The organism is Citricoccus alkalitolerans (genome assembly GCF_039528175.1).
Classification (GTDB): Bacteria; Actinomycetota; Actinomycetes; order Actinomycetales; family Micrococcaceae; genus Citricoccus; species Citricoccus alkalitolerans.
This window is the reverse complement of the sequence record NZ_BAAALH010000002.1, coordinates 494085-508803: the sequence shown is the minus strand read 5'-3', so window position 1 is coordinate 508803 and position 14719 is coordinate 494085. Positions and strand designations below refer to the sequence as shown.

Sequence of the window (14719 nt, the reverse complement as noted above, 5' to 3'; positions counted from 1 at the left end):
CATGGCAACCACCGAAACCGTCTCGGCAGCGCAGTTGCCTCAGGACCAACCCGACGAAGCTCGTGAAGAGCGTAAGTCCTTCTCTCAGGTGGTGCTCCAGAGCGGCACCATCATTGCCCTCGTGGGATTGATCGTCATTTTCGGCGTCATGAGTCCCAGCGGATTCCTGAGCTTCGGCAACCTGACGAACATCCTGGCCCAGGTGGCCATCCTGACGATCATCGCGGGGGCCCAGACCATCGTCATGGTCACCGGTCATTTCGACCTCTCGGTCGGCACCACGGCCACTCTCTCCGGAGCCAGCGCCTCGGCCTTCATGCTGTCCGGTCTCCCGGTGCCCGTCGCGATCATCCTGGGGCTGTTGGTCGGCCTGGGAGTGGGTATGATCAACGGCTTCCTGGTGGCCTTCCTGAACATCTCGGCCATCGTGGCCACCCTGGCAACCCTGACCACCGTCGGCGGCCTCGCTTTCATCGTCACGGACGGCACCACCCTGTACGGCATGCCCGAGGTCTTCTTCTGGGTCGGCCAGTCCCGCATCGCCGGCCTGCCGATGCCCGTGGTGATCGCCCTGGTCGTCGCCCTGGTCATCTGGGTCGTGCTGAAGTACACCACGGTCGGCCGCCGCTGGTACGCGGTCGGCGGCAACGCTGACGTGGCTCGGTTGTCCGGCGTCAGCGTGCGCGGCAACGTGTTCTGGGCCTTCGCCCTGGCCGGCCTGGTCTCCGGGCTGGGCGGGATCGTTCTGGTCAGCCGGCTGTCCAGCGCCAGCGCCACCAGCGCCAACGACTACATGATGCTGGCCGTGGCAGCGGTGTTCCTGGGCATGACACTCTCCAACTCCGGCCAGGCCAACCTCGGCGGAACCCTCGTGGGCGTCGGCATCATCGGCGTCCTGCAGAACGGCCTGAACATCGTGGGCGTCAACACCTATGTGCAGCAGGTGCTGACCGGAATCATCATCGTCGCCGCCGTGCTGCTCTCCTCCTTCAAATCACGTCGGGCTTGACGCCCGCCAGTCGTCCTCTTCGTCACCCCTTGTCACCCCTCTATCCCCACACCACGGTGTGCCCTACCTCGGGAGAAACCCATGCGCACTCGACTGAAAATCATCACCGCCCTTGCTGCTGCCACCATGCTCGGCTTGACGGGCTGCTCGGGCCCCGGCACCGACGCCGGAGCAGCTGGGAGCTCCGGCGGCTCCGGCGATGACGGCACCTTCAAGGTCGCTGCCTTCACCGCCGGCTACGCGACGCCCGGCGGCAAACTGACCCTGGACAAGTTCGTGGAGGAGGGCAAGGCCAAGGGCTGGGACGTCACCCTGTACACCTCCGACTTCGATTACGACAAGATCAACTCGGACATGCAGTCCGCCATCACCCAGGGGGCAGACGTCATCCTGGCGGGCTTCCCCGATCCACGCCAGATCGCCCCGCTCGTCAACGCCGCCGAGTCCGCAGACATCCCCATCTTCTCCATCGATGGCGGAGTGGAGCCCAACGAGGACTTCGTGGAGGACGTCACCTTCGATCAGGACCAGCTCGCCTCACTCACCGTGGGCGCGCTCGAGGAGGCCATGGGTGGCCTGGAGGGCAAGGATGTCATGGTGATCGGGCACGATCCCCACATCGGCATCATGACCCGCAGCAACCTCGCCTACGACATGCTCGAGGAGGCCGGGGCCAACATCGCCGGCGGTGAGATGAAGCAGGCTCTGAACCCGGGCACGTCCCAGGAGGAGGCGCTGAAGTTCGTCACCGACTTCCTGCAGGCGAACCCGGACGGCCTGGACGGCGTGTGGGTCGGCTGGGACCACGCCGCACTGGGGGCCGCTCAGGCCATCAGCGAAGCCGGCCAGGATGACATCTACGTCACCGGCGTGGACGCACTCGGCGTGGCCGTTGAGGAGATCAAGAAGGACGGCCCGTTCTACGCCTCCGTCCACCAGGACTGGTTCTCCGTGGTTGACGTCGTCGTCGAGGACATCGAGGCCTACCGGGCTGACGGCACCTTGCCCGAGGAGAACTTCGTCGAGGTCGAGGGCGAGTTGATCGACCGCGACAACGCGGCGGAGTTCACCCCGTCCATGTGATCCCGCCCGATCTGAAAGGCCTGAGATGACCACCACCGACTCCACCACCGAAGCCACCACCGGCACCCAGCACCTGATGGACCTGTTCTCGATGCGCGACGACATCGTCGTGGTCACCGGGGCCTCGAGCGGAATCGGCCGCGCCGCGGCAGAGATCTACGCCGACGCGGGTGCGACCGTCGTCGTCCTCGGCCGGGACCAACGCCGGCTGGACGAGGTCAGGGACACGATCACAGCCACCGGGGGCAAGGCCCACGCCTATGCCGCCGACCTGGCCGCGCCGGGCGCCATCGACGAAGTACTGGAGCGAATCGTGATCGAGGTGGGCCGACCGACGGTGGTGGTGGCCAATGCCGGCATCGCCGGTGGCGGCAGCTACCGCACGGAGGCCGGGGCCATCGGACGGTACCCGGATGAGGAATGGCGGAATGTGGTGGCCACCAACCTCAATGGCACCTTCGAGACCGTCCGGGCCGCCGCCCGCGTGCTGCCGGACCATGGCCGGATCCTGGTCACCTCGTCCACTGCCGGTCTGCGCACCGATCCGATGGTCTCCTACGCCTACGGTGCCACCAAGGCCGGGATCATCAACCTCGCCCGGCAGGCCGCCCTGGAACTGGCACCCCGAGGGATCCGCGTGAACGTGATCGCCCCCGGCCCCTTCAAGGGCACCCGGATCGGCGGGGACGCCGTGCTGGACGAGGCGGGGGAGCAGATGTGGGAGGAGACCATCCCGCTGGCCCGGATGGGCACCATGGCGGAGATCCAGGCTCCGATGCTCTTCCTCGTGGCGCCGGGCAGCTCTTTCGTCACCGGCGCCGTCCTGGCCGTCGACGGTGGGGCGCTGGCCCTCTCGCACGGCATGTTCTAACCAACCCGACCCTGACCCACCAAGGAGAATCCATGACCACCCTGACGGACAAAGTCCTGCTGATCACCGGCGGTGCGAGCGGCATCGGCCGAGCCACCGTGCGCCGCTGCGCCGAGAAGGGCGCCAGGGTGGTCGTGGCCGACCTGAACCTCGCCGGCGCCCAGTCGGTGGCCGACGAGGTGGCGGCAGCCGGTGGTACGGCACATGCCGTGGCCGTAGACGTCTCGGACTTCGCCGCCGTCGAGCAGGCCGTACAGTCCGCCGTGGACGCCTTCGGCCAGTTGGATGGGATCTTCAACAACGCGGGCATCGCCGGCGGCAAGCCGCTGCTGGACCACGATCCGGCCAGGGACTATCACCCGATGATCCGGGTCGACCAGGACGGCGTGTACTACGGCATCCTGGCCGCAGCACGGCAGTTCGTGAAGCAGGGCGGCGGTGGGGTCATCGTCAACACGTCCTCCATCTACGGCGAGCAGGCTGCGGAGTTGTCCTTCACCTACAGCGCCGCCAAGGCCGCCGTCATCTCCTTCACCCGCTCGGCCGCCTACGAGCTGGCCGAACACGGCACCCGGGTGTTGGCGATCACTCCCGGCCGCGCCAACACCGCGATCATTCAGCAGTTCCCCCAGCACCTGCGGGAGCTGTTCGCCTCCGAGCAGCTGCGCAACAAGATGACCGAGCCAGAGGAGATCGCCAACGTGGTGGCCTTCCTGTTCTCGGAGGAGTCCAATGCCATGAACGGCACCGTGGTGAACGTGGATGACGGCTACTCGGTGTTCAAGCACCGCTTCGAGCTGCCGGAGTTCTGAGGTGCGGGTGGACCTGGCCTGTCAGAGCGCGGCCTTCACCACGGACCCCTTCAGCGAGGAGTTCACCCGCTCGCTCCCTGTCTTGAAGGACGCCGGATACCGGCGCGTGGTGCTCGGCCCACTGGACCCGTCCAGTCGCGGCATCGAGGCCCTCGGACAGCGGATTCACGACGCCGGCCTGGCTCCCATCACGATGGCCGTCCAGTCCCCGGGGGCGAACGTCATGTCTGACGAGCCGACCGTGCGCCGGCGCGGATTCGAGCAGTTGCGCCGGTTCGTGGAGATGGCTGCGCGGATGGGCGGGGACCAGCTCAACGGCGTGCCCTACGGCGTCCACGGTGACACCACCGATCGGCCCTCGGAGGGGGCCCTCGCCAACACGGCGCAACTGGTGGGTGACGTGGCTGATGAGGCAGCCGCCTCTGGGGTCCTCATGACCTTCGAGGTGGTCAACCGGTACGAGACCTCCGTGCTGAACACGGCGGCCCAGGCCGTGCGGTTCGTGGAGTTCTCCGGGTCGAGGAACCTGAAGATCCATCTGGACACCTTCCACATGGCGATCGAGGAACCGGACCTGCTCGGGGCGGTGGCCCATGCCCTTCCCCACCTCGGGTACGTGGAGTTCGGACAGTCCTCCCGCGGACTGCTCTCCACGGGCTCCCTGGACCTCGTCCGGATCCTGGAGGGGGTCCAGGCCCTGGGCTATTCGGGCCGGTACGGCGTGGAGGGATTCAGCCGCGCCACCATGCAGGAGCCGGTGGCCGATGCGCTGAAGATCTGGGACACCACCTTTCGCACGGGCGAGGAGTTCGTCCGTGATGCTGCCGGCCTGTTCGTTTGAGGCGTTGCCGGAGGACCTGACCGAGACCTGCCCCATGGTCGGCGTGAGGCACCGGGCCGGGGTGGATAGATTGGGTGGCATGTCCCCGGAACGCGATGACCTGCTGGCCTATCCCCGCCCCTCGGTGGCGGCCGACGTCGTGCTCCTGACCGTGGCCGACGGGGAACTGAACGTGGTCCTGCGGAAGCGGGACCAGGGTAGCCATGCGGGGGAGTGGATGCTGCCCGGCACCATGCTGCGCGAACGCGAGCGGTTGGGTGACGCGGTGCTGCGGTGCCTGGACACCCGGATGCACATCCAGGGCCGCTCGCCGAGGCAGCTCCATGTCTTCGATGATCCCGAGCGTGACGAACGCGGCTGGGTCCTCACCGTCACGCACCTGGACGTGCTGCCGTTATCCGCTCTCGAACTGGGTCTGCAGCACGGGCATGGCCAGCTGCGACCGGTGTCCCAGGTGCACGGCCTGCCCTTCAGCCACGACGAGATCATCGCGTGGGCCGTGAAGATGGTGCGCTGGGAGTACGGTCAGGCCCCGGACCCGTGGAACCTGTTGGACTCCCAATTCACCATGACCCAGCTTCGCCAGGCGCATGACGCCGTGGTGGGAGCCGTCCATCAGAAGGACACCTTCCGGCGGACCATGGAGCCACTCCTCGAGGCACTCGAGGAGCGCGCCGTGCCGCCGGGTGGCAACGGACTGGGCCGTCCGGCCCGGATTTACCGCAAACGCCCGGACGGGTATCAGCCCGCCCTGATCATGGCTTAGGAGGCCACTGTGAAGATCGAAGCACTGGTTGTCGAGGAGAAGAACGCCCCGTTCGTCCGGGAGGAGCTCGAGCTCGAGCAGCCGGGCCCGGGCGAGGTGCTGGTGCGGGTGGTCGCCTCCGGCGTATGCCACACTGACGCCATCACCAAGGCCGGGGACATGCCCCTGCCGCTGCCCGGTGTGCTCGGCCATGAGGGCTCGGGCGTGGTGGAGGCGCTCGGGGAGGGGGTCACCACCGTGGCGGTGGGCGACCACGTCATCATGGGCTGGCCCTACTGCGGCCAGTGCCGGAACTGCCGCCGCGGCGAACATCGCTACTGCGACCTGCTCGGTCCGGCCGTGGCCAGCGGACAGCGGTTCATCGGCCCGCAGGCCGGAACCTCCGCGTATACCCGTGCGGACGGATCCGCGCTGTCCGGGCACTTCTTCGGCCAGTCCTCCTTCGCAACCTATGCCCTGGCCAACGCGAACGCCCTCGTGACGGTGGACCCGGAGGTCCCTTTGGAGTTGGTGGGCGTGCTGGCCTGCGGCATCACCACCGGGGCGGGGGCCATCCTGAACACCGCACGTCCCTCCGCCGGCGAGTCCGTGGTCATCTACGGCGCGGGAGCAGTGGGACTCGCGGCGGTCATGGCGGCACGGAACACCCCGGCCACCGCGATCATCGCCATCGACCTGCATGACTCCCGCCTGGACCTGGCCACCCGGTACGGTGCCACCCACGTCATCAACTCCAGGGGTGAAAACGCGCTGGAGCGCATCCTGGAGATTTGCGGTGGACCGGCGGACTATGCCGTGGACTGCACCGGGGTGGTCGCCGTGATCGAGGAGGCCGCTGAGGCCATCGGCATGCTGGGCACGCTGATCCTGATCGGCGGGGCACCGGCCGAGGCGCGGTTCAGCCTGGACCACCAGCGGACCCTGTGGGGCAAGCACGTGGTGGGCACCCTGGGCGGATCCGGCACCTCTCAGGACCTGATCCCGGCCTTGGTCTCGCTCTACCAGCAGGGCCGGTTTCCGTTCGACGAGCTGGTCCGGTTCTACGACTTCGACCAGGTGGACCAGGCGTTCGCCGACTCCACCTCGGGTGAGACCATCAAGCCGGTGCTGCGGATCGGATAACTGACCGGGCTACTCTGAAGTGCACCATCTTCCGCGAGGGGCCGCCACGGGGGACCGACACATCAGGGAGTGCGGATGAGCGAGGACCGGCGCCGGGAGCTCGGCGACAACGAGTTTCCGGTGGAGCAGCACTTACAGGAAGCCTTCGAGAGCACGGTGAAGGAGGGTGCCGAACGGCTGCACCGCTCCTTCCGCGCCGTGATCATCACCGGCCTGTTCGGTGGCATGGAAGTCGGGCTGGGCGTGATGGCCTACCTGGCAGTCCTCCACGAAACCGACAGTCATCTGCTCGCGGGGCTGGCCTTCAGCGTGGGGCTGATTGCCGTGCTGCTGGCGCACAGCGAGCTGTTCACGGAGGATTTCCTGATGCCCGTGGTGGGCCTCGTCACCCGCCAGGCGAGCATCTGGAAACTGGCCAAACTCTGGGTTGGGACGCTCGTGAGCAACCTGGCCGGCGGGTGGATCATCATGTGGCTGGTCACGCAGGCGTTCCCCGAATGGCACGCGCTCATCGCGGAGTCCGCTCATCACTTCGTTGACGCTCCCTTCTCACTGCAGACCGTCTGCCTCGCGCTCCTGGGCGGAAGCACCATGACGTTGATGACGCGGATGCAGAAGGGCGCGACGTCCGAAGTGGTCAGGGTCATCGCCGCGGTGGCCGGGGGATTCCTGCTGGCTGGTCTCCAGCTCTTCCACTCGATCCTGGACTCCCTGCTGATCTTCGGCGCACTGCAGTCCGGGGCGGACATCTCCGTCTGGCAGTGGCTGGGCTGGTTCGGCTACACCCTGCTGTTCAACATCATCGGCGGCATCGCGTTGGTGACGGCGCTGCGCATTGTGAGGACCAAGGAACTCGTGGTGCACTGGCGTCGCACCTCACCGTCGGATCCCGATGCCCCGCACGGACGATGACCCGTCCGATCCTCGGCGCCTCCCGGGGATCCGGTCGTGCCTCTCCACTGACAACCTGACCGTCTGATGTGGGACTATGCGTACAAGCAGAGCCTTTTCGGCGGTCCCGATCCGGTCAGCGGCCGGTTCAGTTTCGAGACGTCAGACCGCCATCCATAGCAGAGGAGAGACGATGAGGAGACAGGCCACCGTGCGTGGACGGCGAACGTGGACCGGCTTGGCCGCCGCCTCCCTGGTGCTCACCGTGGCCGGTTGTGACGCGGGTGCCGACTCGGCGGGGACCTCCGGTCAGGCCCCCACCGCCGCGTCCGCCTCAGCCTCGAGTTCGGCAGGCGGCTCCACGGAGCCGACGCCGAGCGTCACCGCCTCTGCCAGGGAAAGCGGTGATTCGGGTCAGCCGCCCCAGGCGGATGACGAGGTCTTCACCACGGAGGCCGGGACAGTCAGCCTGTCCATCCCCGCAGGATGGACCGTCGACTGTGAGGTTTGTAGCGCATCGTCGGATGGCCCGCCTGCTGGAGTGACCGAGCGGTACACGATCACGGACAAGGACGATGACATCGTCGTGGGCCTGACAACCGTCTCCGGCGCCCGGGGTGGAGACGGTGCATATCCCACGCTCGTGCGCACCGTGGCGGCAGAACGTCTCGACGACGTGACGTCCTACCAGGACGATGCGTCGGTGTACCTCCTGACGCAGCATCTGGCCGAATCCGAGGACTTCGACATGTCGCCGCTGTGGGGCGAGGCAACGGAGGGACTGTCCGTGCAGGTCGCGGACCTACCCCACGCCGTAGACCCGGAATCACCGGAATCCGTGCAGGCAGCGTGGATACACCTGATGACTGACGACCATCCGGCCAAGGACTTTACGGGGCTGTACCTGAGCACGTCCATCGCCCTGCCCGTGGTCGAGGCCCTCACCGCCGAGCAGGGCGACGAGGCGATGCAGGCATTCCTCTCGACGACGGAGTATCGCGAGCTGGAGCGGATGATGTCGTCCGTGGAGGTTCACGAAGACGCCATCCCGGACTTCGAGAACACCTATCCGAGCGCCACCCCGAGCTCATAGAGGCGGGCCGCCAGGAGAACGTCCCAGCTGGTCGCTCGGCGCCCCGACGCCAGGGACTCGGAGCTCACGGCGTCTTCACCTCGGAGCCGGGACTGCGGTCCCGGCTCCGGTCAGGACTGGGTGAATGCCGCGTCGAAGGAGGCGGAGGGCGGGGGGAAGTCCAGCTTGCGCAGCACCTGGAGGGCCTCCGGTGCACCGTGCAGCCGGTCCATCCCGGCGTCCTCCCACTCGATCGAGATCGGACCGTCGTAGCCGATGGCCGTCAGGGCACGGAAGGCGTCCTCCCAGGGCACATCGCCTCGTCCGACTGAGACGAAGTCCCAGCCGCGCCGCGGGTCGCCCCACGGCAGATGTGAGCCGAGCACGCCGTTGCGGCCGCCGCCCATCCGCATCCGGGTGTCCTTGCAGTCCACGTGATAGATCCGGTCGGCGAAGTCGGAGATGAACGCCACCGGATCGATTCCCTGCCACATCATGTGGCTCGGATCCCAGTTCAAGCCGAACGCCTCACGGTGGCCCACGGCTTCGAGCGTCTTGACCGTCGACCAGTAGTCGTAGGCGATCTCGGTCGGGTGCACCTCAAGGGCGAATCGCACCCCGCACTCGTCGAAGACGTCCAGGATGGGGTTCCACCGGTCGGCGAAGTCCCGGTAGCCGGCGTCGATGACCTTCCCCGGCACGGGCGGGAACAAGGTCACGTACTGCCAGATCGAGGACCCGGTGAATCCGACGACGGTGTCCACTCCCAGCCGCCGTGCCAGCCGCGCGGTGTTCTTGAGCTCCTCGGCCGCCCGTCGGCGGACGCCCTCCGGGTCGCCGTCGCCCCACACCCGGTCGCCGACGATCGACTGGTGACGGAAGTCGATCGGATCGTCGCAGACCGCCTGACCGGTCAGATGGTTCGAGATGGCCCAGACGCTCAGCCCATGCCGCTCCAGGATGCCGAGGCGGTCGGCGATGTAGTCGTCATCATCCCAGCGCCAGGCGTCGAGGTGTCCGCCGGAGACCGCGATCTCCAATCCGTCGTAGCCCCAGCCGGCCGCCAGGTCAGCGACGTCTTCGAGGGGCAGGTCAACCCACTGGCCGGTGAACAGGGTGTAGTTGCGTTCCATCCGGTTGATCCTTCGGTTCGGGGTTCAGGGATGCAGTTCGGTGGTGTGGCTCGGTGGTGCGGCGGGCATCGTCGCTAGCCGGTCGCCGTCCACGTGCTGCCGTGCTCCGCACTGCGCTGGACGCCGTCGAGGACGCGCTGCACCTGGTAGCCGTCGGCGAAGGAGGGCTCGGGCTGCAGGCCCCCGGCGACGGCTTCGACGAAGTCCCGGGCCTGGTGCACGAAGCCGTGTTCGTAGCCGAGCGCGTGACCGGTGGGCCACCAGGCGGACATATAGGGGTGCTCGGGCTCCGTGACCATGATGTCGGTGAAGCCCTGCCGGGTGCCAGGGGCGGTCGCGTCGTAGAAGCCCAACGTGTTGTAGTCCTCCAGGTCGAACGCGATCGCGCCGAGGGATCCGGAGACCTCGATGCGCAGGGAGTTCTTGCGTCCGGTGGCCATGCGGGTGGCCTCGAAGGAGCCGATGGCACCGCCGTCGAATCGGGCGGTGAACAACGCGGCATCGTCCACGGACACCCGTCCACGCTCCGACGCCGAGCCCGGCAGCGGCCGTTCTCCGACGAACGTGGTCAGGATGCCGCTCACGCCGGCCACCGCCTGGCCGGTGATGAACTGAGACAGGTCGACGGCATGGGCCCCCAGGTCACCGAGTGCGCCGGAGCCGGCATGCTCCTGCTGGAGCCGCCACGTCAGGGGCGCATCGGCGTCGTACAGCCAGTCCTGCAGGTAGGAGGCGCGGACCTGGCGGACCTCGCCGACCGCACCGGACCGGACAAGGTCCCGGGCGAACGCCGCCGCCGGCACCCGGCGGTAGGTGAACCCGATCATGGCGAAGACGTCCGCCCCGGTCCGTTCCGCGGCCTCGGCCATCGCCGCGGCCTCCTCGAGGGTGTTCGCCAGTGGCTTCTCGCACAGCACGTGCTTGCCGGCCTCGAGTGCGGCGATGGCAATCTCGGCGTGAGAACCGCCGGGGGTCACGATGTCCACCACGTCGATGTCCTCCCGCTCGATCGCGGTTCGCCAGTCCGTGGCGGTCTCCGCCCACCCCCACCGGGAGGCGGCGGCCTCGACCCGTTCGGCATGGCGGCCCACCAGCAACGTCATCTCCGGGCGGACGGACAGATCGAAGAACCGGTGTGCCACCCGCCAACCCTGCGAATGGGCGGCTCCCATGAAGCCGTGCCCGATCAGGGCGATCCTCAGGGGTGGTACGGGGCGGGGCATGGTTTCTCCTGCAGGGGGATTCGGCTGGATGGCGGCATGCAGGGCGGGGCGTTCCGAAAGGGATCGTCCCGCCCCGCACCGGATGGCTCTACGACTCGAACGCGGTGGGGAGATACTCCTCGACGTTCTCGCTGGTAACCACCGGGGCGTTCAGCACGATCCGCTTGGGGACCTCCACCTCCACCAGGTCGCTCATGGCCTTGCCCTGGGCGATCAGCCGCGCCAGTCGGACGCCGTCGGCTGCCTGCGTGGACGGGTAGATCACCGTGGCCTGGAGAACGCTTTCACCGGACTGGATCTCCCGCATGGCGTTGGCGGAACCGCCGCCACCGACCATGATGAACTCGTCACGGCCGGCGTTGTCGATGGCGGACAGGACGCCGATGCCCTGGTCGTCGTCATGGTTCCAGAGGGCGTCGATCTCCGGGGCGGCAGCGAGCAGCTGAGACGTGGCGGCCTCGCCGCCCTGGACCGTGAAGTCGGCGGCCACGCGGTTGTCCACGTCGAGGCCACAGGACTCCAGAGCGTCGGCGAAGCCCTGGCTGCGGTCCTGGGTCAACGGCAGGGAATCGATGCCGGCGACCTCGGCGACGACGGCATCCGGAGTGTCACTCATCTGCTCGCAGATGTAGTTTCCGGCGCTCTGTCCCATGCCGTAGTTGTCCCCGAGAATCGTGGTGCGAGCCGCTGCCGGGCTGGAGAATTCGCGGTCCACGTTGACCACCGGGATCCCGGCTTCCATGGCCTTGGTCGCGACGGCCGTGAGGGCGGCGCCGTCCGTGGGGAGCAGGACGATGGCGTCCACGCCGTCGTTGATGAACTGCTCCACCTGGCTGATCTGCAGGTTGGCGTCGTTGGTGCCCTCGGCCACGCGGAAATCGATGTCACCGTACTGCTCCGCCTCTGCGTTGGCGGCGGCGTTGATGGCTCCGAGCCAGCCGTGGTCCGCCGCGGGGCCCGAAAAGCCGACGACCACGGTCTCGCCTTCCTCGGTGTTGCCCTCCACCGAGGCATTGGTGGGCTGGGCGCTGTCACCTGCTGATCCGGATGAGCAACCGGCGACGAGTGCACCGACCGCCAGGAGGGCGCCGGTGGTGACGAGCATTGACCGTCCGGTACGAACTGCGAGCATGTCTGTCTCCTCGATGAGTGGTGCGTCTGCGTCGGGTGGAGCCTGTTTCCGAAAGACGGCTCATCGACGTGATGCGAGTCACAATAACAGAACCACGGGAAAAATCGACGCCCTTGTACCGATGATCGACATAATGTGTTAGCTTCGTCACATGTCGGTACAGGATCAGGCGACGCCATTGCTCAAGGTGCGGGGGCTCTCCAAGCGCTTCGCTGCCGTCCAAGCGCTCAAAGGCGTCGACCTGGACGTGCGCGCGGGGGAAGTCCACTGCGTCATGGGCCAGAACGGGGCAGGCAAGTCCACCCTCATCAAGACGCTCTCCGGCGCACATCGACCGGATGAGGGCCAGATCCTCTGGGAGGGTCGCGCCATCGAGCTCGACAGCCCCGCCACCGCGCTGGAACTCGGCATCGCCACGATGTACCAGGAGCTCGACGTGGTGGACGGGCTGACCATCGCGGAGAACATCTTCCTGGGCCACGAGCAGGCGACCGGGGGAGTGCTGCATGTGAAGAGGGCGAACGCGGCCGCACGGACCCTGCTGCAGCGGCTGGGCCACGGCGGCCTCTCCCTGTCGCGAGAGGTCGGCTCGCTCTCCGCCGCGAACCAGCAGATCGTCAGCCTCGCCCGCGCGCTCTCGCGGAACACCAAGCTGATCATCATGGATGAGCCCAGTGCGATTCTGGACTCCGGAGAGGTGCAGAACCTGTTCCGGGTGATCCGCGAGCTCACGGCCCAGGGCATCGCCGTGGTCTACATCTCGCACCGCCTGGAGGAGATCCGGCAGATCGGGGACCGCATCTCCGTCATCAAGGACGGCCGGAGCACCGCGAACGGCCTCCATGTCACGGAGACCCCGAAGGCGGAGCTGATCCAACTCATGACCGGCCGTGAGGTCGCGAACGTGTTCCCGCCGCGAACGCCCGTTGCCGCGGATGCTCCCGTGGCGCTCGAGGTGGACGGACTGGAACTGGAGGGCCACTTCGAGCCGGTCAGCTTCACCGTCCGTACCGGCGAGATCCTCGGTCTCGCCGGCCTGGTCGGTTCGCAGCGCTCGGAGATCATCGAGACCATCTACGGCGCCCGGAAGGCGACCGCCGGGCGCGTCCGCGTGAACGGCAGGAGGCTCACGCCCGGCTCGGTCAGCGCGGCCGTGGATGTCGGCCTCGGCTTGTCCCCCGAGGAGCGCAAGAGCCAGGGACTCATTCTGGACGAGCCGCTCTACCGGAACGTGACCCTGTCCACCTTCGGGCGCTTTGCCCGGGCCGGCCTGCTCGACGAGTCAGCCGAACGCCAGGCCGCGCGGGAGCAGATCGACGCCCTGGAGCTGCGCCCCGCTGATCCTGACCGCCCGGCGCGGACGCTGTCCGGAGGCAACCAGCAGAAGATCCTCCTGGCCCGGTGGCTGGTGCACGGCACCCCGGTGCTCCTGCTGGACGAGCCGACCCGTGGCGTGGACGTCGGCGCCCGCGCGGAGATCTACGCGCTCATCCGGCGGCTGGCCGCGGACGGCACCGCCATCATCGTGATCTCGAGTGAGATCGAGGAAGTCCTCGGCCTGGCTGACCGCGTCCTCGTCATCGACGATGGGCGGGTCCTCGCGGAGTCCGACGCCAACGCAATCGATGAGCACGGAGTGCTCGACCTCGTGATGAAGGGAAGTGCCGCGTGAGCGAGCAGAAGACACCCGTGGCCGAGCGGCATCCGGCTCCGGCGTCCAGCCACAGTGCTCCCGGCGGCAGGACTCCCGGGCGAAACCTCCTCCACGGCTCCGGCGCCCGGAGCCTGGGCCTCGTCATCGCCCTGGCCGCGCTCATCGCCATCGGCCTCATCACCAGCGGAGAGAGGTTCCTGGCGGTCGAGAACATCCTCACCATCCTCCGCCATGCCTCGATCATCGGCGTGATCGGCATCGGCATCACCTTCGTGATCACGGCCGGCGGCATCGACCTGTCCGTCGGCTCGGTCATGGGTCTGACAACGGTGGTGGCCAGCCTGGCCAGTGTCCAGCTGGCCGCCACGCAGTCCACGTGGCTGGTGATGGTGCTCGTGGCCCTCCTCGTGGGCGGGATCGCCGGGCTCGTGAACGGCGTGATCATCGCCTACGGCAATGTGGTGGCCTTCATCGCCACGCTGGCCATGCTGGTGGCCGCGCGCGGACTCGCCGAGCTCATCTCCGGGCGCAGGACGCTGATCGTGAACAACACCGACTTCCTGGACTTCATGCGCGCCGACTTCCTCGGCGTGCCCGTGCTGGTCTGGATCTTCGCCCTCGTGGCCGGGGCCGGCTGGTTCCTGCTCAATCGCACCACGTTCGGGCGCCGCACCGTCGCCATCGGCGGCAACATCGAGGCATCGCGCCTGGCCGGCGTCAAGGTCAAACGGCACCTCGTCTACCTGTACGTTCTGGCCGGGCTCGCGGCCGGGGTCGCCGGTCTCATGATGATGGGCCGCACTACGGCCGGCACCTCCACGCACGGACTGCTCTACGAGCTGGACGCGATCGCCGCCGTCGTGGTGGGCGGCACCCTGCTCATCGGTGGCCGTGGCACCATCATGGGAACGGTCCTCGGCGTGCTGATCTTCAGCACGCTGACCAACGTGTTCACCCAGAACAACATGGACACCTCCGTGCAGGCGTTGGCCAAGGGCCTGATCATCGTGGTGGCTGTCCTCCTGCAGCAACGCTTCGCCGCCCGCAATGAACGCCGGGGCGCGGCGAAACCACTCAAGGTCTAGGGTGCTCCGGGCGGATGGCGGAGAC

Annotated in this window: 14 protein-coding genes; 11 read left to right on the top strand and 3 right to left on the bottom strand. The window is 67.7% G+C overall.

Going from position 1 to position 14719, the window contains the following annotated elements:
* Position 1 precedes the first annotated feature (1 nt).
* The 9 genes from ABD134_RS08180 (at position 2) to ABD134_RS08140 (ending at position 8488) form a co-directional block, all read left to right on the top strand.
* Positions 2–1009: an ABC transporter permease gene (locus ABD134_RS08180; protein WP_344228516.1), complete on the top strand. Its 1008-nt coding sequence runs from the start codon at positions 2–4 to the stop codon at positions 1007–1009.
* An 81-nt stretch (positions 1010–1090) separates the two neighbouring features.
* Positions 1091–2092 (top strand): sugar ABC transporter substrate-binding protein, encoded by a 1002-nt coding sequence (locus ABD134_RS08175; RefSeq protein ID WP_344228515.1) that lies wholly within the window; start codon positions 1091–1093, stop codon positions 2090–2092.
* A 25-nt stretch (positions 2093–2117) separates the two neighbouring features.
* The gene (locus ABD134_RS08170) at positions 2118–2963 is read left to right on the top strand and encodes an SDR family NAD(P)-dependent oxidoreductase (RefSeq protein WP_344228514.1); all 846 of its coding nucleotides are present in this window, start codon (positions 2118–2120) and stop codon (positions 2961–2963) included.
* A gap of 32 nt (positions 2964–2995) precedes the next feature.
* Entirely contained in the window at positions 2996–3775 is a 780-nt protein-coding gene (locus tag ABD134_RS08165) for an SDR family NAD(P)-dependent oxidoreductase (protein ID WP_344228512.1), read from the top strand.
* Positions 3776–3782: 7 nt separating this feature from the next.
* Positions 3783–4616, top strand: a complete 834-nt coding sequence (locus ABD134_RS08160) for a sugar phosphate isomerase/epimerase family protein (protein ID WP_344228511.1) — start codon at positions 3783–3785, stop codon at positions 4614–4616.
* Positions 4617–4695: 79 nt separating this feature from the next.
* Positions 4696–5382: an NrtR DNA-binding winged helix domain-containing protein gene (locus ABD134_RS08155; protein ID WP_344228509.1), complete on the top strand. Its 687-nt coding sequence runs from the start codon at positions 4696–4698 to the stop codon at positions 5380–5382.
* Between the two features lie 9 nt (positions 5383–5391).
* Positions 5392–6504: an NAD(P)-dependent alcohol dehydrogenase gene (locus ABD134_RS08150; RefSeq protein WP_344228508.1), complete on the top strand. Its 1113-nt coding sequence runs from the start codon at positions 5392–5394 to the stop codon at positions 6502–6504.
* Between the two features lie 75 nt (positions 6505–6579).
* On the top strand, positions 6580–7416 hold the full coding sequence (locus tag ABD134_RS08145) for a formate/nitrite transporter family protein (protein WP_344228507.1): 837 nt from the start codon (positions 6580–6582) through the stop codon (positions 7414–7416).
* A gap of 172 nt (positions 7417–7588) precedes the next feature.
* Positions 7589–8488 (top strand): hypothetical protein, encoded by a 900-nt coding sequence (locus ABD134_RS08140; protein WP_344228506.1) that lies wholly within the window; start codon positions 7589–7591, stop codon positions 8486–8488.
* Between the two features lie 110 nt (positions 8489–8598).
* Here the strand turns inward: ABD134_RS08140 and ABD134_RS08135 are convergent, their stop codons facing one another.
* From ABD134_RS08135 to ABD134_RS08125, 3 genes are all read right to left on the bottom strand, one after another.
* Positions 8599–9600, bottom strand: coding sequence for a sugar phosphate isomerase/epimerase family protein (locus ABD134_RS08135; protein WP_344228505.1), 1002 nt, complete (start codon positions 9598–9600; stop codon positions 8599–8601).
* Positions 9601–9674: 74 nt separating this feature from the next.
* Complete coding sequence (locus tag ABD134_RS08130) at positions 9675–10823, bottom strand: Gfo/Idh/MocA family protein (protein WP_344228504.1); 1149 nt, start codon at positions 10821–10823, stop codon at positions 9675–9677.
* Positions 10824–10911: 88 nt separating this feature from the next.
* A complete protein-coding gene (locus ABD134_RS08125) occupies positions 10912–11955 on the bottom strand; it encodes a substrate-binding domain-containing protein (protein WP_344228502.1) in 1044 nt (347 codons plus the stop codon).
* 151 nt (positions 11956–12106) lie between these two features.
* On the opposite strand from ABD134_RS08125, the gene ABD134_RS08120 reads away from it, so the two are divergent.
* Positions 12107–13627, top strand: coding sequence for a sugar ABC transporter ATP-binding protein (locus tag ABD134_RS08120; RefSeq protein ID WP_344228500.1), 1521 nt, complete (start codon positions 12107–12109; stop codon positions 13625–13627).
* Positions 13624–14694 carry an ABC transporter permease gene (locus ABD134_RS08115; RefSeq protein ID WP_344228498.1) on the top strand — a complete coding sequence of 357 codons (1071 nt, stop codon included), beginning with the start codon at positions 13624–13626 and terminating at the stop codon, positions 14692–14694. Before ABD134_RS08120 ends, ABD134_RS08115 begins: the two co-directional genes overlap by 4 nt.
* Positions 14695–14719 lie beyond the last annotated feature (25 nt).

Bases quoted from the DNA above. Each gene is read 5' to 3' on its own strand.
- ABD134_RS08170 (WP_344228514.1), top strand. From the start codon at position 2,118: ATGACCACCACCGACTCCACCACCGAAGCCACCACCGGCACCCAGCAC.
- ABD134_RS08120 (WP_344228500.1), top strand. From the start codon at position 12,107: ATGTCGGTACAGGATCAGGCGACGCCATTGCTCAAGGTGCGGGGGCTC.
- ABD134_RS08165 (WP_344228512.1), top strand. From the start codon at position 2,996: ATGACCACCCTGACGGACAAAGTCCTGCTGATCACCGGCGGTGCGAGC.
- ABD134_RS08130 (WP_344228504.1), bottom strand. From the start codon at position 10,823: ATGCCCCGCCCCGTACCACCCCTGAGGATCGCCCTGATCGGGCACGGC.
- ABD134_RS08155 (WP_344228509.1), top strand. From the start codon at position 4,696: ATGTCCCCGGAACGCGATGACCTGCTGGCCTATCCCCGCCCCTCGGTG.
- ABD134_RS08180 (WP_344228516.1), top strand. From the start codon at position 2: ATGGCAACCACCGAAACCGTCTCGGCAGCGCAGTTGCCTCAGGACCAA.
- ABD134_RS08145 (WP_344228507.1), top strand. From the start codon at position 6,580: ATGAGCGAGGACCGGCGCCGGGAGCTCGGCGACAACGAGTTTCCGGTG.
- ABD134_RS08175 (WP_344228515.1), top strand. From the start codon at position 1,091: ATGCGCACTCGACTGAAAATCATCACCGCCCTTGCTGCTGCCACCATG.
- ABD134_RS08135 (WP_344228505.1), bottom strand. From the start codon at position 9,600: ATGGAACGCAACTACACCCTGTTCACCGGCCAGTGGGTTGACCTGCCC.
- ABD134_RS08140 (WP_344228506.1), top strand. From the start codon at position 7,589: ATGAGGAGACAGGCCACCGTGCGTGGACGGCGAACGTGGACCGGCTTG.
- ABD134_RS08125 (WP_344228502.1), bottom strand. From the start codon at position 11,955: ATGCTCGCAGTTCGTACCGGACGGTCAATGCTCGTCACCACCGGCGCC.